This window comes from Acidisoma sp., assembly GCF_035492295.1.
Taxonomy (GTDB): domain Bacteria; phylum Pseudomonadota; class Alphaproteobacteria; order Acetobacterales; family Acetobacteraceae; genus Acidisoma.
The window spans coordinates 1-20,837 of the sequence record NZ_DATJJK010000241.1; the positions used below are offsets into that span (position 1 = coordinate 1).

Below are 20,837 nucleotides of genomic sequence, written 5' to 3' on the forward strand. Positions count from 1 at the left end.
CGCGTACTGGACGAGGAGCCCTGCCGTGAAGCCTGCCAACAGCCTGCTTGCGAATACCGGAACCACCATCTTCACCGTGATGTCGGCGCTCGCCCAGAAACATCGGGCGATCAATCTCGGCCAGGGTTTTCCGGATACAGATGGGCCGGCGGATGTCATCCAGGCAGCGGCCGATGCGCTGCAGGACGGGCGCAACCAGTATCCGCCGCTGACCGGCGTGCCGGAACTGCGTCAGGCAGTCGCAGCCGCCAATGCGCGCTTCTACGGTCTTGATCTCGATCCTGACCACGAGGTCGTCGTCACGTCCGGCGCCACGGAGGCCATCACCGCCTCGCTCATGGCGCTGATCGACCCGGGCGACGAGGTCGTTCTGATCGAACCGCTCTACGACACCTACCTTCCCGTTGTGCGCATGCTGGGCGCGGTGCCGCGCCTCGTCCGGCTGGAGCCGCCGCATTGGACCCTGCCGCGCGCGGCGCTCGCCGCTGCCTTCGGCCCCAAGACCAAGGCCATTCTCATCAACAGCCCGATGAACCCGATCGGCAAGGTCTTCACGGCCGAGGAGCTCGGCTTCATCGCGAGCCTGCTGCAGCAGCACGACGCTTATGCGATCTGCGACGAGGTCTATGAGCATCTTGTTTTCGACGGCCATCGCCATATTCCTCTGATGAGCCTGCCCGGCATGCGCGAGCGGTGCCTGCGCATCGGCTCGGCCGGCAAGACCTTCAGCCTCACCGGCTGGAAGGTGGGCTATATCTCGGGGCCGGCGGCGCTGATGGGCGTGGTTGCCAAGGCGCATCAGAACCTGACCTTCACGACGCCGCCCAACCTGCAGCGTGCCGTGGCTGTCGGCCTGGCCAAGGACGACGCCTATTTCGCCGGGCTCGCGGCAGACCTTCAGGCGCAACGCGATCACCTGGTGCGCGGGCTAGAGGCCGCGGGCTTCCGCACGCTGCCTTCCGGCGGCAGCTATTTCGTGCTCGCCGACTATGCAGCGCTCGATTCGGATGGTGATGACGCGGCCTTCTGCATGCGTCTCGCGGAGCGGGCAGGGGTGGTGGCAATCCCGCTCTCCGCCTTCTACGCGACAGAGAAGCCGCGCCATCACGTACGCTTCGCCTTCTGCAAGCGGACCGCGCTGCTGGACGAGGCGGTGACCCGCCTGACCCGCTATTTCGGCGCGGGTCAGTCCGCCGCGGCCGTGCCGTTGACGGCGGCGGAGTGATCGGTCTAAAGGGCACGCCGCGGCGCCGAATGGCCCGCGTAACTGGATGGCGGTCGTAGCTCAGTTGGTAGAGCGCCAGGTTGTGGTCTTGGATGTCGTGGGTTCGAGCCCCATCGATCGCCCCAGTTCCCTGAACACCTCCCGAAATTGAGTGTTTTGCGGCGAAGCAGCGTTTTATGGCGCTTTGCGCATCAAAAAGGGCCTGTCCCCGCGGGGGACAGGCCCTTTTTTTGTCCGGTCGGTCCGCTCAGCGGGGGCGCAGCATATGGCCCGCGCGATAGAGCAGGATCGCCATGGCAATCTTGGTCGCTTCCGCCGGCAGGAAGGGCACGAGGCCGCCGGCCAGCGCCTTGTTCCAGCCGACCTGCAGGGCGAGCCAGGCCAGGCCGAGCCCGTAGATCACCGTGATGCCGGCCAGAAAGGCAACGATGGTACCGGTCCAGCCGCGCATCAGCCCGCGCGAGGAGGCGAAGCCCATCAGCGAGGCGGCGACGAAGAAGCCGAGGAGATAGCCGGCCGTCGGGCCGGCGAGATAGGCGAGGCCGGCGCCTGAGGCGAAGACCGGCAGGCCGATCGCGCCGGCGACGAGATAGCTCGCGAGCGTCGCCTCGGCGAGGCCGCTGCCGTAGATCGCGCCGAGCAGCAGAATCGTGCCGCTCTGCATCGTCATCGGCACCGGCCAGAAGGGGATGGCGATATGGGCGGAGGCGGCGATGACGCAGACGCCGAGTACGGCCGCCGCGAGCTTCAGCGGCATCGGCAGGGCATTCTGGCGCGACCGTATGGCCGGGATGGTTTTCGCCTGGGCGGGCATGGCGTAGTCTCCGAAGGTGGAAGCGGCGGCGTCCTCGCGTCCCGGGTTGCGGACGCTCCGGCACCGTCGCCGCGATCGTTGATCTGTGTATGCTGCCTGTCATCACGGAGCCGTGCAAGCGGCGCGTGAAGCGGCCCGTGGCGGGCGTGCCTTTACGGCTGTTTGATCCAGGCCAAGGCGATGCGCGCTCCCTATGCCAGCACCGCATCCCATTGCCATCGGGCGGCAGACATTCGCGATCGGCGGATGCGTGCCGCAGGCCCCCGGGCCTATGTCCTGTTGCGGGAGAATTGCGCATGAACGCTTTCATTGACCATTGCCGCTCGCATCTCGCCGAGATCGAGGCTCAAGGGCGCTATCGCCGCTTCACGCCGCTGATGCGCGAGGCCGACCGCTTTCCGGTCTATCGCCTGACCGAGAAGGGCGAGACGCGGGATATCACGGTCTGGTCCGCGAACGATTACCTCGGCATGGGCGTCGATCCGGGTGTCATCGCGGCATCCCGCGCGGCGATGGAGACGCTCGGCGTCGGCGCCGGGGGCACGCGGAATATCGGCGGCACCTCGCCCCTGCATGATGCGCTGGAGGCGGAACTCGCCAACCTGCACGGTCGCGAAAGGGCACTGCTCTTCACTTCGGGCTTCGTCTCCAACCAGGCGTCGCTCACTGCGATCCTGCGCAGCCTGCCCGGCTTCATCTGCTTCTCGGACGAGAAGAACCACGCCTCGATGATTGCCGGCATCAAGAACAGCCCCGCGAAGTGTCATGTCTTCCGGCATAACGACCTCGCCCATCTGGAGGAATTGCTCGCAGCAGCGCCGGCCGCGGCGCCGAAGCTCATCGCCTTCGAATCGGTGTATTCGATGGATGCCGACATCGCGCCCATCGGCGCGATCTGTGACCTCGCGGACCGTTACGGCGCGCTGACCTATCTCGACGAGGTGCATGCCGTGGGCATGTACGGGCCCCATGGCGGCGGGGTTTCGGAGCGGGACGGCGTGGCGCACCGGCTGACCGTCATCGAGGGTACGCTGGCAAAAGCCTTCGGCGCCCATGGCGGCTATATCGCGGCCGATGCGGTGGTGGTGGATTTCATCCGCTCCACGGCGCCGGGCTTCATCTTCACGACCTCCCTGCCGCCGGGCGTGGTCGGCGGGGCGCTGGCCAGCATCCGCCGCATCCGCGCCGATGACGGGCTGCGCGCTTCGCTGTTCGCGCAGGCCGCCCTGCTCAAGCGCAAGCTCGATGCTGCCGGTCTGCCGCGTCTGCCCTCCGAGAGCCATATCGTGCCGCTGATGGTGCGGGATGCCGATCTCTGCCGTGACGTGAGCCGCCTGCTGCTCGAACGCCACGGCCACTACGCCACACCGATCAACTATCCCACCGTCCCGCGCGGCACGGAGCGGCTGCGCCTGACACCGGGTCCGCGGCATACCGAGGCGATGATGGACAATCTCATCGCCGCCCTGGTTGACATCTTCGCAGCTCTTGGACGAAAGGCGGCGTAATCATCTCGTCATGTTTCCGAGGGATGGTATGGTTCATAGGATGGGCGGCGTGCCGCCGCGCCGTTCCAAGAAGAGGAAGATCCCATGACGCAGTCGATCCTTTCCCCGGCGCGCCGCGCCTTGCTGCCGCTGGCCGCTGCTGCTGCTTTCGCCTTCGTCGGCCTCACCGGGCTCGCGACCGCCCATGCCGATCCGGTGACGCTGACCGCGAAGCTCGTGCCCGTTCCCGGCGCGCCGCCCACGGGCCTTGGCGAAATGGTTGCCCATTATGATCCCACGACCGAGATGCTGAGCTGGCACCTGACCTATGCCGGCCTGTCCGGGCCCGTCATGGCGGCGCATATCCATGGCCCCGCAACGCCGGGGATGGACGCACCGCCGGTCATCCCCTTCACGCCGCCGCTGACGAGCCCGATCGACGGCCAGGCCAAGCTGACGCTGGATCAGGTCTCCCAGATGCTCGGTGGCCTTTATTACGTGAACCTGCATACCGCGGCGTTTCCTGGCGGCGAGATTCGCGGCCAGCTGAACGTCCAGCCGAGCAACTGAAGACGCTCCATCGGGAAAAAGGGGGCTCCCGCCGGCCGGCGGGAGCCCCTTTTTCATGCGCTGTCCTCTTCCCGCCCATAGAGCAGCAGAAGGGCGAGGATGACGACGCCATAAACGATGCTGCGTCCGTAATCCGGCATGTTGAAGGCCAGCAGCACGCTGACCAGCACCGTCAGGCTGATGGCGCCGGCGACCGAGCCGAGGTAGTTGCCACGCCCGCCCAGGATATAGACACCGCCGATGACGACGGCGGCGATGGACTGGAAGAGATAGGGATCGCCCATGCCGAGTGCGGCCTGGCCGCCGAAACCCACCAGCATGATTCCTGCCATCGCTGAGAAGAAGCCGCTCAGCGCGTAGAGCAGGATGGTGATGCCGGAGACATTGATGCCGGCGAGGTGGCTCGCCCGCGCATTGTTGCCCACCGTATAGGTCGCGCGGCCGAAGCGGGTCATGGCGAGCAGGAACGAGACCGCGATGAGGACGACGATCCAGATCCAGAGCACGAAGGGCACGCCGAGCAGCCCCTGATGCACGGCGGCCTGAATGACGGGCGGGGCATAGGCGCCGCAGCTCGTGCAGGTCATGCCGCCCGATAGCCCCAGTGTCAGCCCCTGCATGATGCCGTTCATGGCGAGTGTCATGACGACTGCGGGAATGCCGAGCAGCGCGATGCCGGCCCCATTGACGGCGCCGATGAGCGCGCCGACGCCGAGGGTGAGCGCCAGTGCGGGGATCGCGCGCGCGTCCTGGCCGAGCGAACTCGTCACCATCAGGATCGAGGCGGCGTTGAGCACCCAAGGCACCGAGAGGTCGATGCCGCCGATAAGGATGACGAAGGTCTGGCCGGCGGCGACGAGCCCCACGAAGGAGGCAACGACCAGGATGGCGCGGATGCCGTCCAGGCTCGCGAAGCCCGGGCGCACCGCCTCGCCGATGGCGAAGAGGATGATGGCGGCCAGGAAGGCATACAGGATGCGCCGCCGGTCACGCGGCAGCCATTGCCTGATGATGGAAGCACTCATCTCCGGCGCCTCACGATTTGTCCGATGACATTCGCCGCCACGACCGCCGCGAGCAGGAACAGCCCCTCGTAAAATGTCTGATACAGGGGGTCGATATGGGCGAAGAACAGGATGTTCACGACCATGGTGGTGACGAAGGCGCCGAAGACCGCGCCGAGCCCGCTACCGCGGCCGCCGAAGAGGCTGACACCGCCGAGCACGGCGGCGACGATCGAGGTCAAAGTATAGGTGTTGCCCGTCGTGGCATCGCCCGCGGTCGAGGTGGCGGCGAGAATGAGGCCGCCGCAGGCGGAAGCGAAGCCGCCCAGCATATAGGCGAGGATCACCGTCCGCTTCACCGAAATGCCGTGGCTGCTCGCCGCCATCGCATCATTGCCGATGGCAAAGACGGACACGCCGAGGCGGGTCCGGCGAAACACCGCCCAGATCAGGCCGATCAGCGGAATATAGAGCAGCGATACCGGCCAGTTGGGATTGGCGAGCACATTGGTGAAACCGGCCGGCACCGCGCCGCCCGGCTGCGGCAGGACTTTGATCGCGATACCTTGGAAGATCGAGAGGGTCGCAAGCGTGACCAGGATCGGCTGCAGCCGGCCGACGGCCACGAGCACACCGTTCAGCAAGCCGCAGAGCACGCCGACGCCCAGGATCGCGGCGGTCCAGAGCGTGGTTTGCACCGGCCCGCCATTCAGCGTCAGCGCGGCCATGGCATTGGTGAGGTCGATGACGCCGCCGACCGAAAGGTCGATCCCGCGCGTCAGTACGACGAGGGATTGCGCGATGCCGGCAAAGGCGAGCGGCATGGTGTTGTTGAGCGTCGAGGTCAGCTCGAAACCGCCGGGCAGGCGGTGCTGCGTTACCAGATAGAGCACGCAATAGAGGATGATGCAGGCGATCAGCAGCGCCACGACAAGGGCGAGGCCGACATTCTGCACGAGAAAATGGGAGAAGCGCGAGCGGCGCGGACCGCTCGCAGCCAGAACGGTCTCAGGAGGAGAGTGGGAGGATGACATGGGAGCGTTCGGTCCTCAGGCGGCGAGATGGTCGCGCACGGCGGCAGAGACGATGTCCTCGGCGGTAATGCCGGGGGCGGAGAGCTCGGCTGCGACCACACCTTCCCGCATCACGAGGACGCGATGGCAGAGATGGGCGAGTTCTTCGGCGTCGCTGGAATAGAAGAGGATCGCATGGCCTTCGCTCGCGAGACGCGAGACCAGTTCGTAAATCTCATGCTTGGTTGCGACATCGACGCCACGCGTGACGTCGTAAAGAAGAAGAATCTGGCATTCGGCGAGAAGCCAGCGGCCGAGCAGGACCTTCTGCTGATTGCCGCCCGAGAGTGCGCCGACGGCCAGGCCGATGCCGGCGGTGCGGACGCGCAGGCTGTCGACCACGCTTTGCGCCGCCTGCCGTTCGGCCGTCCGGTCGAGCACACCGAAATGCGTCAACCGTTTGAGGATCGCGAGCGTTGCATTGTCCCGCACGCTCATCTGCAGAAGCAGACCCTCGGTTTTGCGGTCCTCCGGCACAAGGGCGATTCCGGCCGCGATCGCGGCGCGGGGGGAGCGAAAATGCCGGGATTTGCCGCCGACGCGAATTTCGCCGCTATTGGCATGCGCGTCACCGAAGAGCAGACGAAAGACTTCGCGGTGCCCGTGGCCGGCGAGGCCGCCGAGGCCCAGAACCTCGCCCGCATGCAGTTCGAAGGAAATTCGTTTTACATTCGGCCCGGCCAGATCGGCCGCTTCGAGTACGGCGGGGGCGGCCGCGGGCAGCGGCACGAGCGGGGGATAGAGTGCCTCCACGCGCCGGCCCGTCATCAGACGCACGGCCTCGTCCTCGTCGATATCGGTGAAGGTGCCGACATCGGTGCCGCCGCGACAGATCGTGATGCGGTCGGCAATGCTGCGAATCTCGCCCCAGCGATGAGAGGTGAAGACGATGCAGGTGCCGGTCTGGCGAAGCGCACGGATCTGGCCGAACAGCCATTCCACCTCGCGTTCGACGAGGGAGGAGGTGGGTTCATCGAGGAACAGGATCTGCGGATCGTGGCTGATGGCGCGCACGATCTCCACCACCTGGCGTTCGGCCAGCGAGATGTCCTCCACCAGCGCGCGGGGATCGACATGCATGACGCCATAGCGGGCGAGCAGCGCATCGGCCTCCCGCGCCGTGGCCGCACGGTCGATGAGGCCGAAACCGCCGCGCGGCTCCCTGCGCAGCAAAAGATTCTCGGCCACCGTCATCCAGGGCAGCAGCGTCAGCTCCTGGAAAACGGTCCAAGCACCGAGCTTGTGCGCGGCCTCAGGGCCCGAGAGGGAGACCGGGCGTCCCCCGATCCGGACCTCGCCCTGGTCGGGCCGCACACGACCGCCCAGGATTTTGATGAGAGTCGATTTGCCGGCGCCATTCTCGCCGACGAGGGCATGCACCTCGCCGGCCTCGGCGGTGAAGGACGCTTTCGTCAGCGCCGCGACACCGCCATAGGCTTTACCGACATCGACCGCTTCGATAGCGGCGATGCTCACAGGGTCAGGCTTTCGGCAGATTGATGCGAAGCCCACCCGGGCAGACGCTGCCGTCCACGGCCGCCGCCGCGCAGATGTCGACGGGCGAATTGGGTCCGCTGCCCGCCGTGAAGTCGTCGAAGAAGCTGTCGGGCTGGTCGGAGAAGACGTTGACGCCAAGTTTCAGGTCGGCGTTGGTCACGAAGACGTTCGGAACGTCGATATCCTTCTTCGGGTAGCTGCCTTCGAGGATGCGACGCGCGAGTTCCAGCGCCATCAGCGAGAGATAGGGCGGGGAGCCCGCCGAGTAGCCGACGACCTTATGGCCGCCGATGCCCAGCATCATCTTGCGGAAGCCGTTCTCCGCCTCTCCGGCGGTCGGCGGCAGCGGGCGATTGGCGGAGATGAAGGCCTTCAGCACGCCGTCCGTGCCACCCTGGCACCAGATCGCGTCGATCTTGGGCAGCGACGGCAGAACTGCCGCCGTATTGCGCTCGGCGGTCGAGGAATCCCACATGCCGGTGAAGCGGTTGACGACCTTGATGCCGGGGTTCTGCGCCCAGACCGCGTCCGCGCCCTTGTTGCGGTCGAGGTCCACCTGCGTACCGGCGACACCCGTCACCATGATGACGTTGCCCTTGCCGCCGGTCTGCTTGACGATCCATTCGGCCCAGCCCTTGCCGAGGTCATACTGGCTGATATTGACCTTGATGGCGGAGGGAGCGGTCACGCCGCTGTCGAAGCAGACCACGAGGATGCCGCGCGAGGTCGCCTGATGGATGATGCCGTTGAGCGCGGTGGGGGATGCGGCATCGATGACGATGGCATCGACCCGTTCGGCGATCATGTTGGAGAGCTGCTGCGACTGCTTGCTGGCGTCGTTGCCGGAATTGAAGATCGAGCCTTCGACCTGGGACTTGAACGGCTCCATCTGCAGGGCGGATTTGAAGACATTCTCCATCTCCAATCGCCACTTGTTGCCGATGTAGGAGTTGGAGAGGGCGATCTTGAATTTCTTGCCCTCGGCAGCGAAGCCTGGTCGCGCAACCATCAGGGGCAAAGCGGCGAGCCCGAATCCTGCCGTCTGCAGCAGGGCGCGTCTGGTCGCTGGATGCGTCATTGAACCGATCCTCCCGGTGCCCTTTGCGGACACGTTTTTCTATAAAATCTGTTTCTTGCGGACGTTTTTGGTAGGCTTGGTGCCGATTTTTATCGGTCGCAGGCTAGCATCAAGCCTCGCTTGCGCTTTGTCCAGTGCTAACGCGCAATAACCTGAGCAATCTTCCGAAACCGTTCGTGCGGCAGCAGATTTGCCCTGGCGGGTCGCTCAGTGCAGGCCGAACTGGGTGGTGACTTCAGCGAGATAGAGGGACTGGCGGCGCTTCATCCGGCGGTCGTCGCCCAGAACACCGGCCACGAAGCGCTGCACCTCGGCGATCTCGTCCACATGCCGCCGGGCGTCCAGACCCTGGGTCACGCTGCTGCCATGCCGCCGGTGGCGGTTCAACGGCTCGGCGATATAGGCAATCCGTGCGGCGGGCTGGCTCAGCATCGCCGCATAGAGATACCAGTCTCCGGCGACGCGGAAACGGTCGAGCTTGTCGCCCAGGCGCGCGAAGGCCGCGAGCAGGGCATCGCGGCGCCACAGCACGGCGCTGACATTGAGGATCAGATTGCGTTCGCTGAGGCACTTGGCCAGGAAGTCGCGGCCGGCGAAGGTCGCATCCGCCGAGAGCAGCCCGGGCGCCGCGCGGGCGTAATAGGTCTTGTAGCTGTCACTCAGGATGGTGCCGTCCGCGTCCATCGCCACACTGTCGCAAAAGGCCATGACACAGTCGGGGTCGGCCTCGAGCTTGGCGCGCAGGCGCGCGAGGAAGCGCGGATCGCTTTCATCATCGGCTTCCGCGATCCACAGGAAATCGCCGCTCGCCTCCTCCGCCGCGCGGCGCCATTGCCGGAAGACGGAGCCGGAATTCTTTGCGTTCGCGACGATCTGGATGCTGCGATCCGCTGTCGCCGCAGCAGCCCGGGCGACGGTCAGGCTGTCGTCGGTCGAGGCGTCGTCCAGCAGCAGGATCTCGCGCACAGGCGCCCATTGCGCGAATACAGTCTCCAGCCGGGACGGCAGGTGGACTGCATAATTGTAGTTCGGCACGGCAACCGACACGGCGAGGAGATCGGGTGCCGTGAGGTCGAGCAGGGTCTTCAAATAGGCCGGGAAGCCGAAATCGGTCTCGGCGAGTGCCGCGAGGCGCGCGCGCCGCGCCCTCACGGCGGGATCGTTGGCGGCGGCCATCGCCAGCGCCGCTGTGGCCATGGCCTGCACATCCCCGCGCGGCACCACGGCGCCCACCTCCTGCTCCTCCAGCAGATCCGGAATGCCGCCCGAGCCCGCGAAGGCGACGGTCGGCACGCCCGCACTCATCGCCTCCAGCACGGTCGAGGGAAAGGGGTCCTCGCGCGAGGTCAGCAGCAGCACATCGGCGGCTGAAAGCAGCGCGTCCAGATCCTGCCGGAAGCCCAGCAGATGGAAGCGGCCGGTGGCGGTGGCGGCCGCGATATCCGGGCCGAGATAGCTCGCCAGCGCCCGGTCCATATTGCCGGCCCAGGCGAGATGGGCGTGCGGCGCCGCTTCCAGCACTTTGAGGAAGAGATCGAAGCCTTTGCGCATATCGGCATAGCCGATGCCGAGGAAGAACGGCGCCTTTGGCGGAATACCCAGCGTTTTGCGCAGCGCCGCACGCTTCTTCCTGTCGAAGGCTTGCGGGCTGTACACGCCCTGCGGGCGCACCACGCTGCGGGCGAGGAAAGGCGGAAGGCGTGCATCGAGATGGTCGAGCACACCATCCCGCACACTCGCGGCCGGGAAGACGATGTGACGCGCCGCACTGACGCCGCGCCGCGCGAGCTGGGTCAGGTTCTTCTCGTGCAATAGGCTCGGCAATTCATGCACCAACAGCGTCGTCGCGATGCCGGCATGATCCAGGATAGGACAGGCGCCCCCGGCGGCCACCGTGTTGACGATCGCCTGACGGTAGCCGCGGGAAGCGAACTTGCGGCCTTCCGCCGGGAGGTCCGCCCGTCGCTGCAGCACCGTGACGGGTGCGACCTCGGCATAGTCCGGCACCATCGGGCCGCCTTCGAGGAGCAGGAATTCGAGGTTGACCCCGTGCAGACGCCGTAGCGCGCGGCCGATCGAGAGTAGCAGGATCTGAGCGCCGTGGCGATGCGCGTCATGGCCGACGAGAAGCAGCTTGCCCAGCTCCTTGCGCGGGCTCTCCACCGCGACTGCGCGGGCGAGGGCATTAAGATAGGCGCTGCCGTAATGCAGATCGGGCTCCAGATAGGCGCCTTCCGCCCATTCGTTCCAGGCATTGATGCAGAGCATGGGCTGACCGAAGAAGGGCGTCTTCTCGGCGCGGGCCACAAGGGCCGAAACCCATTCGCCGAAGGCGGCCGGCGTGCTGCCGTGCAGCACCAGGCCACGACCCTCGCGCCGCGGGTCATTGTCCCAGGAGGGCACGGCGGTTTTGATGAGGGGATAGGCGGGCGCTGGTTCGGCCAGCGATATCGCCACCGTGTCCTGGTAGCTCACGACATGAGGCATCGCCTCCATGTCCAGCCATTCCAGGCTGTCGTTGATCTTGGGCAGGCTGGCGGTCAGCTTGTGCGGCGGGAATTCGATCGCGCCGTCCATGCCGAATTCACTGGGGTCGGTCGCGTCGAAACCCTGGCCCATGACGAAGATCGGGTCCTCGCCACAGAGATCGCGAAACAGGCCGCGCCAGCGTGTAATCGTTTCGAGTGCGGATGGAATGAGGCCGGGGCGGTAGATCATCAGCACCGGCCGGCCTTCCAGCCGGATGTAGCGGGGGTCGGCGAAATGTCGGCCGAAGACACGGACGAGGTCGGCGTCCTCGCTCGGCCGGTAGTCCTGGCTGATCAGGATCTCATCGTCATGCCCGTCCCAGCGCCGGGTCCAATTCTCGTTGGTCCACATCAGGCAGAAGGGGATGTCGAGGCCGGGGTCGGCCAGCAGCATCTCCAGCGGCTTTTCCAGCAGGCGATGGCCGTTGAACCAGTAGAAGTAGAAAACGAAGCCGTGCACGCCAGCGCCCTTCGCCATCTCGATCTGGCGGCGCAGCGTCTCGGGGTTGTCCAGCCGGTAGTGGCCGAGATCGCGCGGCGCGCGGGGCTGGTAATGGCCGGCGAAGCGCGGCATCCCGCGGGTGAGATTGGTCCATTCAGTGAAGCCGCGACCCCACCAGGCGTCGTTCTCGGGAATGGGATGGAACTGGGGCAGGTAATAGGCGAGCACCCAGGCGCGCAGAGCGGTGCCGGCGGGCAGCGGCTCGAAGGTCTCGAAGGCCTCGCCCGGGCGGGAAAAGCGGCCGATCTCGCCTGGAATCGTGGCTTCCTTCAGCGGCCGCTTCGGGTAGATGCCGGTCTCGCCCCGCCGGCGCTGGTAATCCAGCAACGGGTTGATCCCGGGCTGATGGCGCAGGTAGCGGCCGCGATAGAAGCCAGTGTCGAAATTGGGGGAGGGGTTGCGGTCTTCCCGAAAGCCGATTTCCATGAAATGGGCAAAGGCGTCGATCCCGGCGGCGGCGATGTCGGGATAGAGCGTCAGATAGAAATCCGTATCGAAATCGGGGTTGGGATTGACGCGCCCGGTCAGCCGCTCGCGCATGTAATGGCCAAGGCAGAGTTCGGCGGCGCCCAGGTGGTAGGTTTCCCGGTACCAGCCTGGGTCGAAGAGCATGGACGGGCGGCGCCCTTCGCGCTCGCCATGATTGATGTAGTGGAGCAGCGGGTTGATGTTCCCCGCCGCGACATCGGCGTAATACGTCAGGTACCAGGTCGTGTCGAAATAGAGGTTGGGGTTGCGCCCCTCCCGCCAGCCCGTGCGGCACCAGTCTCGGAGTGCATCGGCCGGGTCCGCCTGATAGGCCCCGCAATACCAGGCGAAATCGAAAAGGCCACTCTCCAGGATGACGGTGTTGATCTCGTCCTCACTGTCTTCCCCAGCGGCCGCTGCCGTTGCCAAGTCGTCCTTCATCACCCGCGGTCCGCTGTCGTCATGGCACGCATAATGATGAGCCGGTTCCGCAGGATCAACGATTTATTGGCCGAGCTTGACCGCGCCTCATGTCCGCGACTCATGGGCGGCGCGGCGCAGCCGGTCATTGATCGCGCAACCGAGTTCCCGCTCGGGAACGGGCATGACGGCGATGCTGGAAAGCCCCCGCGCGCGGCCCCCGGCATCGAGGGCGCGCAGGCCGGCGAAAAGCCGCGCCGCCGCTTCGCCAAGATCGCCGGCGGGGCTGAGGTCGAAGGTCAGTGCGGCGCCGGGCAAGGCGGGGCCGAAGGCCAGCAGTGCCTCCTCGGGCCCGATCGTCTGGGCGTTCAGCCGCAGAGGCAGTTCGGGCGCGTAATGGGCGAGGAGCTGGCCTGGGGAGCGCGGGGCATTCTCGGCTGCCGGTTCCGGCACCAGGATATCGGGAAGATGGGCAAGCAACGCTTCCAGGGTTACGCCGCCCGCGCGCAGCAGGGCCGGGCGCGGCCCGGCAAGATCGACCACCGTCGATTCCAGGCCCACAGCGCAGGGCCCGCCGTCGATCACAGCGGCGATGCGACCCGAAAGCCCATCCAGCACATGGGCCGCCGTCGTCGGGCTCACCCGGCCGGAGCGGTTGGCTGAGGGGGCGGCAACCGGCCGGCCGGTCGCCGCAAGCAATTGGTGGGCGAGGGGATGGGCGGGCACCCGCACCGCCTGGGTGTCGAGCCCGGCGCCGGCCAGGCGCGAGACGCTGCAATGCGGGCCGCGTCGCAGAACGAGGGTGAGAGGGCCAGGCCAGAAGAGATCCGCCAGCTGCTCGGCGACCGGATTCGCCAGAACGTCGTCGAAGGCAGCCTCCGCGTTCGCGTAATGGGCGATGAGCGGGTTGAAGCTCGGCCGTTCCTTGGCGGTGTAGATGGCGGCGACCGCCGCCTCTGAGGTCGCATCTGCGCCGAGGCCGTAGACAGTCTCGGTTGGGAAGGCGACCAGCCTGCCCGCGCGCAGCAGCCGGGCCGCCTCGGCCAGTCCGGCCATATCGGAGGCGAGCGTCTTCGTGTCCATCCGTCCCTCAGCGCCCGACGCAGAAAATGCCAGGATTTTCCCAGCCGGGTTTGCCGTAGCTGAGCGGTGCTTCGTCCTCGGCGGAGAGGACGCGGCCGCCCGCCGCTTCCACCACCGCCTGCGGGGCCGCGCTGTCCCATTCCATCGTCCGGCCTTGGCGGGGGTAGCAATCCGCGCGGCCATCCGCCACCCAGCAGAATTTCGCGGCCGAACCCATGCGGATCATCTGGGCGATGGGCCGCCCCGCGAGCATCGCGGGAAGGTGCGGCAGCCCGTCCCCATGAAAGCGCGAGACGACGAGGGTAAGGCCAGCGTCAGGCGGGCGCCGTGCCGCGATGGGATGATCGCCCGCCTGGTCCCTCCGAAAGGCGCCATGCCCAACCTGGCCGTAAAAGACTTGGCCCCGGGCCGGCACGCCGACTGCGCCCAGCACCGGGCGGCCGTGCCGCACGAGGCCGATATTGACCGCGAAATCATCGAGGCCCGCCACAAAATCCCGCGTGCCGTCAAGCGGATCGACCAGCCAGAACTCCGTCTCCGCGCCCGCCTCGGGCGCGATGCCCGCAGCCGCTTCCTCTTCCGCGATCACGGGAATGGCCGGATCCATCCGGCGCAGACCTTCCAGGATCAGCGCTTCGGCGGCACTGTCGGCATCCGTCACCAGCGTCCGGTCTACCTTGCGGTCCACCGCGAAGCCGCGTTCCCGCACGCGCAGAATCAGCGCCCCCGCCTCGGCCGCCAAAGTGGCTGCCAACTGCATCAGGGCCTCGTCGGAGGGGCGATAGGTCATGAATGGGTGATAGACGTGCCTGCCCAGCGTGGCAAAGCGCGCCGCAGCTGTTAGGGTCGCATATCAACCATCTCCCGGCCCGGCGTGCAGGGCCGGGCAAGCCGATACCGGCAGTTCTTGAGGATCCCGCTCATGCTCGACGTCGCCTTCTCCAAGCCCGTGCCGCCCAAGGCCGGCGCCGTTGCCCTGCTGCTCGCCGAGGAGGAGCAGCTTGCGGGCGTCGCGGCGGCCTTGGACCAGGCGGCGGGCGGGGCCATTGCCCGCGCGCTCGAGGTGGCGGGCTTCAAGGGCCACAAGGGGAAAAACATCATGCTCTATGCCCCCGCACCCGGCCTCGGCCGTGTGGTGGTGCAGGGGCTGGGCAAGCGGGCGGATCTTTCCGCGCTGACGCTGGAAGAGGCCGGCGGTAGCATCGCGACCGCGCTCTCGGCCGAGCCGCAGGCAGTGATCCTCGCCGACTCCCTCGGCGCCCAGGATGCTGCCCATCTCGCCCTCGGCGCCGTGCTCCGCAGCTATCGTTTCGACCGCTACCGCACCAAGGAAAAGGCAGAGGACAAGCCGAAGCTTGCCGCCATCAGCCTGCAGGTGCCTGAACTGACCAAGGCCCGCGCTGCCTTCGCCCCGCTGAAGGCGACCGCCGAGGGCATCTTCCTCACCCGCGACCTGGTCACCGAACCCGCCAATATCCTGACGCCCGCCGAGATGGCCGAGCGCTGCAAGAAGCTCACCGCCCTCGGCCTGAAGGTGGAGGTCCTGGGGCCGAAGGAACTCGCCAAGCTCGGCTTCGGTGCCATGCTGGGCGTCTCCCAGGGCAGCGTGCAGGAGCCGCGCATGGTCGTCATGCAGTGGAACGGCACCGGCGCACGCCGCACCAAGAAGCCGGTCTGCTTCGTGGGCAAGGGTGTCACCTTCGATACCGGCGGCATTTCCATCAAGCCTGCCGCCGGGATGGAGGACATGAAGTGGGACATGGCGGGGGCCGGCGCCGTCGTCGGCCTGATGGCGACGCTTGCCGGCCGTAAGGCCAAGGTCGATGCCGTCGGCATTGTCGGCCTGGTCGAGAACATGCCCTCCGGCACGGCGCAGCGCCCGGGCGACGTCGTCACCAGCTATTCCGGCCAGACCATCGAAGTGCTGAACACCGATGCTGAAGGCCGCCTCGTGCTCGCCGATCTCCTTTGGTACGCGCAGGAGAAGTTCGACCCCGCCTTCATGGTCAATCTCGCGACGCTGACCGGTGCCATCATCGTGGCCCTCGGCCAGGAGCATGGCGGGATGTTCAGCAATGACGATGATCTCTCCCAGAAGCTCCTCGCCGCCGGCCTCACGACCGGCGAGAAGCTGTGGCGCATGCCGCTCGGGGATGCCTATGATCGTTCGCTGAAATCCGACATCGCGGACATGAAGAACATCGCTGGCCGCTACGGCAGCGCCGTCGTCGCCGCGCAGTTCATTCAGCGTTTCGTCAACGGCAAGCCCTGGGCGCATCTCGACATCGCCGGCATGGTCTGGTCGAGCAAGGACGCGCCCTGCGTGCCCAAAGGCGCGACCGCCTACGGCCTGCGTCTGCTCGATCGTCTCGTGCGGGACCATTATGAGGGCTGAAGACGCCTGGCCATGCTGAACATCCAGCCGGACCTGCACCTGATCGGCGCCGCCGATCTCGACCCAAAGGCCGCGCGCGTCCTGCCGGTGCGGCAGGGTGCCGTGCCGGCCGATTGCGCGCGGGCCGCCGCCGCCGCCGGCTTCACCGGGGAGGCGGAGAAGACCCTACTCCTGCTCGACCGGCCGGGGGGCGGCGTCCTGCTTCTGCTTGGCATCGGTGAGGGGGCGCGGCCCGAAGAGGCGGGTGCGGCGGCAGCTGCCGCGCTCTGCGACCAGGCCCAGATCGCCATCGACGGGCGTGGCCTGCCGCGCAGCCTCGCCGTGCCGATCGCGCTCGGCGCAGCACTCCGCGCCTGGGCACCGCCGCAGCACCGCCAGGGCAAGCGGGCGTCCGAGCCCGGTCTGAGCGAGACGACGCGCCTCGATCTCCTGGTCGATGACGCCGAGCGACCCGGCCGACGCTGGCGGGAGGCGCAGGCGACCGTGGAGGCCGTCTGTCTCGCCCGCGCGCTGGTCGCCGAACCCTCGAATTTTCTCACGCCAAAGGCCTTCGCGACCCGGCTGCGCGCGCTGGAGGACGCCGGAATCACGGTGGAAATCCTCTCAGGCCGCGCGCTTGGTGCGAAGGGGCTCGGCCTGCTCCAGGCCGTCGGCCGCGGCTCGGTGCATCCACCGCAGCTCGCTGTTCTGCGCTGGCCGGGCAGCCTCGATCAGCCGCCGGTCTGCTTCGTCGGCAAGGGCATCACCTTCGATACCGGCGGTATTTCCATTAAACCCGCCGATCGGATGTGGGAGATGCGGGGAGACATGGCGGGCGCCGCCGCCTGCGTCGGCGCCATGCTCGCGCTGGCCCGTCGCGGGTCCCCGGCCCCCGCCGTGGCCGTGCTCGCCCTCGCCGAGAATATGGTGGATGGCGACGCCTATCGCCCGGGGGACGTCATTCAGGGCCATGCCGGGCTTACGGTCGAGATCGTGGATACCGATGCCGAAGGCAGGCTCGTATTGGCCGATGCGCTGTCCTACGCCGTGTCCCGCTTTCAGCCGCGTGCGGTAGTCGACCTTGCAACCCTGACCTATGCCGTGGGCGTCGCCCTCGGGGGTGAAATGGCGGGCGTCTACGGCAACGATGGGCTACTCGCGGCCCATCTCGCCGCCGCCGGCGTTGTGGTCGGCGAGAGGGTTTGGCCGCTTCCCGTGACGGAACGCCAGCGCGAGGCGCTTGCCTCGGACATCGCCGATATCAAGCAATGCATCACCGGCCGTCTGGTGCCGGATGCCGCCCTCGCCGCTGCCTTCCTGCGGGCGTTCGTGGGCGATACCCCCTGGGCGCATCTCGACATCGGCGCGGTCGAGGCGCGTGAAGAGGCTGAGGGCCGCTACGCGGCCGGGCCCACCGGCTTCGGCGTGCGCCTGCTCGACCAGCTCGTCGCCACACGCTACGAAGACCCCGATCATCCTTGAGCGCGGAACCATGGCGGAGATCGGCTTCTATCATCTGACCCGCGCCTCGACCGAGACGGTGCTGCCGCCGCTGCTCGGTCGCACGCTCGCGGCCGGCGAGCGTGCGGTGATCCGTTGCGGCAGCGCCGAGCGCCTCGCCGCTCTCGATACCGCTCTCTGGCAGTGCCAGACCCCGGACTGGCTGCCGCACGGCCATGCCGCCTCCGGGCATGCCGAATGGCAGCCCATCTGGCTGACCGAGGACGACGAGGCGCCGAACGGCGCCCGCTTCCTGTTCCTGATCGACGGCCAGGGGACCGCACACATCGGGGACTACACCCGCGTCTTCGACCTCTTTGACGGCAATGACGGGCAGGCGGTGGCAGCCGCGCGCAGGCGGTGGGTGGCGGCCAAGGCGGCGGGCCACCAACTGAGCTATTGGCAACAAGGCCCGCAAGGCTGGGAGCGCAAGCAATGACCCGGATCGCAACCCTCGATCATCGAGCTGTCGTCGCCGTCACCGGCGAGGATCGCGTTTCCTTTCTCCAGGGCCTCGTCTCTCAGGACGTGACGCTCGCCGAACCCGGCCGGGCGCTGTGGTCCGCGCTGCTCACGCCCCAGGGCAAATGGCTCGCGGAGTTCTTCATCCTGTCCGACGGCGAGCGTCTGCTGCTCGACGTCGAAGCGGCTCAGCGCGACGATCTCATCAAGCGCCTCTCGCGCTTTCGGCTGCGCGCCAAGGCGGCGCTTGCGCCTGCGGAGGAGACCGTCCAGGTCGCCTGGAACGGTCCGGCGCCCGACCTGGCTTCGGGCCTGATCGCCCCAGATCCGCGTCTGGCCGAGGCTGGCTATCGCATTCTCACCGGCCTGCCGCTGCCGGCAACCGCCACGGCTGAGGATTGGGACAGGCACCGCCTGTCGCTCGGCCTGCCGGAAGGGTCGCGGGACCTGGAGACGGAGAAGACCGTGCTGCTCGAAGCGGGGTTCGACGAACTCGGCGGCATTTCCTGGACCAAGGGTTGCTACATGGGCCAGGAGCTGACGGCGCGCACCCGCTACCGCGGTCTGCTCAAGCGTCGCCTCGTGCCCGTCGCGATCGAGGGCGAGGCCCCGGCGCCCGGCACGCCGGTGCTGACCCCGGAAGGCCGCGACGTCGGCACCATGCGCTCCGCACGGGGAGGGCAGGGCCTCGCCGTGTTGCGGCTTGAGGTGCTGGGCGGCCCGCCGCTCCATGCCGGCGGCGCCACGCTCCGCGTCATGCTCCCCAGCTGGATCAAGCTGCCGGAGGCGGCGCCAGCCTGATGCGGCCTCCGCCGATCAGGCCGCTCAACTGCCGAGGCTGGGGGTGATGATGGCGTTATCCGCGCGCATCGTCGTCGCGTTCAGATTGGCATTGTAGGGGATGTTCCCAAGCCGGTCGGCGACCTGATTGGGCGGCACCGTGAAGATCGGGCTCGCCAGCAGATGCGCGACCGAAGCGCTGTCGTTTGTGCGGTAGGCCTCGGACAAGGCCAGCATCGTGTCGACCACATCCTGTGACGAGGCGGTGGCGCTGATGCCGACTTCCGCGCGCATCTTCTTCCGCCAGTCGAGAATTTCCAGCCGCGTCAGCGAATCCATTCCGACCCAACGCGGGCTGCTGTTGAGCTCGCCACCGAGATAGTCGAGCGCCGCGATTGCATAGGCGGCTTTTCCGGGATTGCCGATGATGGCATGGGCGAAGCCGAGTGCGGCGGCATCGAGTGCGGCAACATCCTGGTCACCATTGGTGTGGAAGGCGCCGGGCGGCAGCTGCGCCGTATCCGGCGGCGCGTCGTAGTGCAGGCAGCCGGACAAGGCGAGAAGCCCGCAGGCCGCGAGCGTAAGGCAAAACCGTTTCATGGCCATGGGCCCCGATTCAAAGAGGGTTTTCTGCCGCATTGGCGGCGTGGCTCACGGCATCGCCGATGGGCGAGCCATCCTGGCCGGCAGCCAAAATGGTGCGCCAACCAGCGAGTCCAAGGCGACCGCAAAAATAAATTCGATTGCGAAAACAAGCCGGAACGAAGCGGGTTCGGAACTAATTTTCACACTGATTTCCTTGGCTTGGCCACACCTCTTCAGACACCGGAAGCGGCCTGGGGAGCATTTCACATAATCGAGAGCTGCTCTGCGAGCTTGCGATGGCTCTCTAAGAATGACCTAATCGCGTCACCACATGTTTCCTGGTGTTACGTCGGATGTGATAAGGAGGACCTCCCGGTGCGCATTTCGAGAGACAAGGCACAGGTTGCGAATATTGAACTTGCCGCTGACGAAATCGAAGCCTCGCTACACAATCGCAGGAAGGAACTAACCGCGATCATTCAGGCGGCGCTGAAGGTTGGCGCCGATTACCCGGCGCGGGAAAGCGGGCGCAAGGCGCTTGCGGAACTCATGAAGATGGAACCGGATCTGCAGCCGAACCCCAGCGGCGTCGGGATTGCCGCTTCGGGTCATGTCATGTTTACGGCGCCCAAGCGGCGCCGTATGCGCGCAGCGGTCTGACCGCAGAAGACCGCGCGCACAGATTGGGCGCGAGTAAGGGGGCGGCCTCATAGGGGCCGCCCCCGCCATCACATGTGGATGGCGCCATCTTCAAGGGCGAGTGCCGCTTCCCGTACCGCCTCGCTGAGCGTGGGATGCGCGTGGCAGGTACGCGCAACATCCTCGGCCGAAGCGCCGAACTCAATCGCCGTCACCAGTTCCGCGATCAGTCCACCGGCATCCGGCCCGATGATCTGGGCGCCAAGCAGCCGGTCAGTCGTCTTTTCCGCGAGCAGCTTCACATATCCCTCCGTCGTGCCGATGGCGCGCGCACGGCCATTGGCGGAGAAGGGGAATTTTCCGATCCGATATTCCACGCCCGCCGCCTTGAGTTCCGCCTCGGTCTTTCCGACGGTCGAAACCTCGGGCCAGGTGTAGATGACGGAGGGGATGGCGTCGTAATTCACGTGCCCCGCTTGGCCGGCGAGAATTTCGGCAACGGCCATGCCTTCGTCCTCGGCCTTGTGCGCCAGCATCGGGCCCACGCGCACGTCTCCGATGGCATAGATGCCGGGCACGTTTGTCGCGTAATGCGCGTCGGTTGCGACGCGGCCGCGCTCGTCGAGCGCGACACCGGCGTCCGCCAGGCCCAGCCCGTCCACGAAGACCCGCCTTCCGATGGCGAGCAGCACGACATCCGCCTCCACCGTCTCAGCCGCGCCGCCCTTCGCAGGCTCCATCGTCAGCG

General features: G+C 67.0%; 18 protein-coding genes and 1 tRNA gene. 9 read left to right on the forward strand and 10 right to left on the reverse strand.

Annotation, left to right across the window (positions count from 1 at the left end; genetic code table 11):
• Window positions 1-25: 25 nt before the first annotated feature.
• Together VL752_RS17995 and VL752_RS18000 are read left to right on the forward strand one after the other, a co-directional pair.
• A complete protein-coding gene (locus VL752_RS17995) occupies window positions 26-1,225 on the forward strand; it encodes an aminotransferase (RefSeq protein ID WP_325357300.1) in 1,200 nt (399 codons plus the stop codon).
• A 49-nt stretch (window positions 1,226-1,274) separates the two neighbouring features.
• Window positions 1,275-1,350, forward strand: a tRNA-His gene (locus VL752_RS18000).
• Window positions 1,351-1,472: 122 nt separating this feature from the next.
• On the opposite strand, the gene VL752_RS18005 is transcribed toward VL752_RS18000, so the two are convergent.
• Window positions 1,473-2,039, reverse strand: coding sequence for a biotin transporter BioY (locus tag VL752_RS18005; protein ID WP_325357266.1), 567 nt, complete (start codon window positions 2,037-2,039; stop codon window positions 1,473-1,475).
• A 296-nt stretch (window positions 2,040-2,335) separates the two neighbouring features.
• Here VL752_RS18005 and hemA point away from each other — a divergent pair, with 296 nt between their 5' ends.
• Both hemA and VL752_RS18015 read left to right on the forward strand, forming a co-directional pair.
• Window positions 2,336-3,547 carry a 5-aminolevulinate synthase gene (gene hemA, locus VL752_RS18010; RefSeq protein ID WP_325357268.1) on the forward strand — a complete coding sequence of 404 codons (1,212 nt, stop codon included), beginning with the start codon at window positions 2,336-2,338 and terminating at the stop codon, window positions 3,545-3,547.
• Window positions 3,548-3,631: 84 nt separating this feature from the next.
• Window positions 3,632-4,096, forward strand: coding sequence for a CHRD domain-containing protein (locus tag VL752_RS18015; RefSeq protein ID WP_325357270.1), 465 nt, complete (start codon window positions 3,632-3,634; stop codon window positions 4,094-4,096).
• A 53-nt stretch (window positions 4,097-4,149) separates the two neighbouring features.
• Here the strand turns inward: VL752_RS18015 and VL752_RS18020 are convergent, their stop codons facing one another.
• The 7 genes from VL752_RS18020 to cysQ all read right to left on the reverse strand — a co-directional run bounded on the left by VL752_RS18020 (window position 4,150) and on the right by cysQ (window position 14,539).
• Window positions 4,150-5,121 carry an ABC transporter permease gene (locus tag VL752_RS18020; protein WP_325357272.1) on the reverse strand — a complete coding sequence of 324 codons (972 nt, stop codon included), beginning with the start codon at window positions 5,119-5,121 and terminating at the stop codon, window positions 4,150-4,152.
• Window positions 5,118-6,134, reverse strand: a complete 1,017-nt coding sequence (locus VL752_RS18025; protein ID WP_325357274.1) for an ABC transporter permease — start codon at window positions 6,132-6,134, stop codon at window positions 5,118-5,120. Before VL752_RS18025 ends, VL752_RS18020 begins: the two co-directional genes overlap by 4 nt.
• A 15-nt stretch (window positions 6,135-6,149) precedes the next feature.
• Window positions 6,150-7,649, reverse strand: a complete 1,500-nt coding sequence (locus tag VL752_RS18030; protein WP_325357276.1) for a sugar ABC transporter ATP-binding protein — start codon at window positions 7,647-7,649, stop codon at window positions 6,150-6,152.
• 4 nt (window positions 7,650-7,653) lie between these two features.
• Complete coding sequence (locus VL752_RS18035; RefSeq protein WP_325357278.1) at window positions 7,654-8,748, reverse strand: sugar ABC transporter substrate-binding protein; 1,095 nt, start codon at window positions 8,746-8,748, stop codon at window positions 7,654-7,656.
• 207 nt (window positions 8,749-8,955) lie between these two features.
• A complete protein-coding gene (locus tag VL752_RS18040; RefSeq protein ID WP_325357280.1) occupies window positions 8,956-12,687 on the reverse strand; it encodes a glycoside hydrolase family 99-like domain-containing protein in 3,732 nt (1,243 codons plus the stop codon).
• Window positions 12,688-12,774: 87 nt separating this feature from the next.
• Entirely contained in the window at window positions 12,775-13,749 is a 975-nt protein-coding gene (locus VL752_RS18045; protein ID WP_325357282.1) for an L-threonylcarbamoyladenylate synthase, read from the reverse strand.
• A 7-nt stretch (window positions 13,750-13,756) separates the two neighbouring features.
• On the reverse strand, window positions 13,757-14,539 hold the full coding sequence (cysQ, locus tag VL752_RS18050; protein WP_325357284.1) for a 3'(2'),5'-bisphosphate nucleotidase CysQ: 783 nt from the start codon (window positions 14,537-14,539) through the stop codon (window positions 13,757-13,759).
• Window positions 14,540-14,671: 132 nt separating this feature from the next.
• Here cysQ and VL752_RS18055 point away from each other — a divergent pair, with 132 nt between their 5' ends.
• From VL752_RS18055 to VL752_RS18070, 4 genes are read left to right on the forward strand one after another with little or no spacing between them, the layout of a single operon-like run.
• Complete coding sequence (locus VL752_RS18055) at window positions 14,672-16,144, forward strand: leucyl aminopeptidase (protein WP_325357286.1); 1,473 nt, start codon at window positions 14,672-14,674, stop codon at window positions 16,142-16,144.
• A gap of 12 nt (window positions 16,145-16,156) precedes the next feature.
• Window positions 16,157-17,605 carry a leucyl aminopeptidase family protein gene (locus tag VL752_RS18060; protein ID WP_325357288.1) on the forward strand — a complete coding sequence of 483 codons (1,449 nt, stop codon included), beginning with the start codon at window positions 16,157-16,159 and terminating at the stop codon, window positions 17,603-17,605.
• Between the two features lie 10 nt (window positions 17,606-17,615).
• Entirely contained in the window at window positions 17,616-18,062 is a 447-nt protein-coding gene (locus VL752_RS18065; protein WP_325357290.1) for a DNA polymerase III subunit chi, read from the forward strand.
• A complete protein-coding gene (locus tag VL752_RS18070; RefSeq protein WP_325357292.1) occupies window positions 18,059-18,886 on the forward strand; it encodes a YgfZ/GcvT domain-containing protein in 828 nt (275 codons plus the stop codon). Before VL752_RS18065 ends, VL752_RS18070 begins: the two co-directional genes overlap by 4 nt.
• Window positions 18,887-18,910: 24 nt before the next feature.
• Here the strand turns inward: VL752_RS18070 and VL752_RS18075 are convergent, their stop codons facing one another.
• On the reverse strand, window positions 18,911-19,465 hold the full coding sequence (locus tag VL752_RS18075; protein WP_325357294.1) for a hypothetical protein: 555 nt from the start codon (window positions 19,463-19,465) through the stop codon (window positions 18,911-18,913).
• 360 nt (window positions 19,466-19,825) lie between these two features.
• On the opposite strand from VL752_RS18075, the gene VL752_RS18080 reads away from it, so the two are divergent.
• The gene (locus tag VL752_RS18080; protein WP_325357296.1) at window positions 19,826-20,110 is read left to right on the forward strand and encodes a hypothetical protein; all 285 of its coding nucleotides are present in this window, start codon (window positions 19,826-19,828) and stop codon (window positions 20,108-20,110) included.
• A gap of 68 nt (window positions 20,111-20,178) precedes the next feature.
• Here VL752_RS18080 and VL752_RS18085 read toward each other — a convergent pair.
• Window positions 20,179-20,837: FAD-dependent oxidoreductase (locus tag VL752_RS18085; protein WP_325357298.1), on the reverse strand; the 659-nt coding region annotated here is incomplete at its 5' end.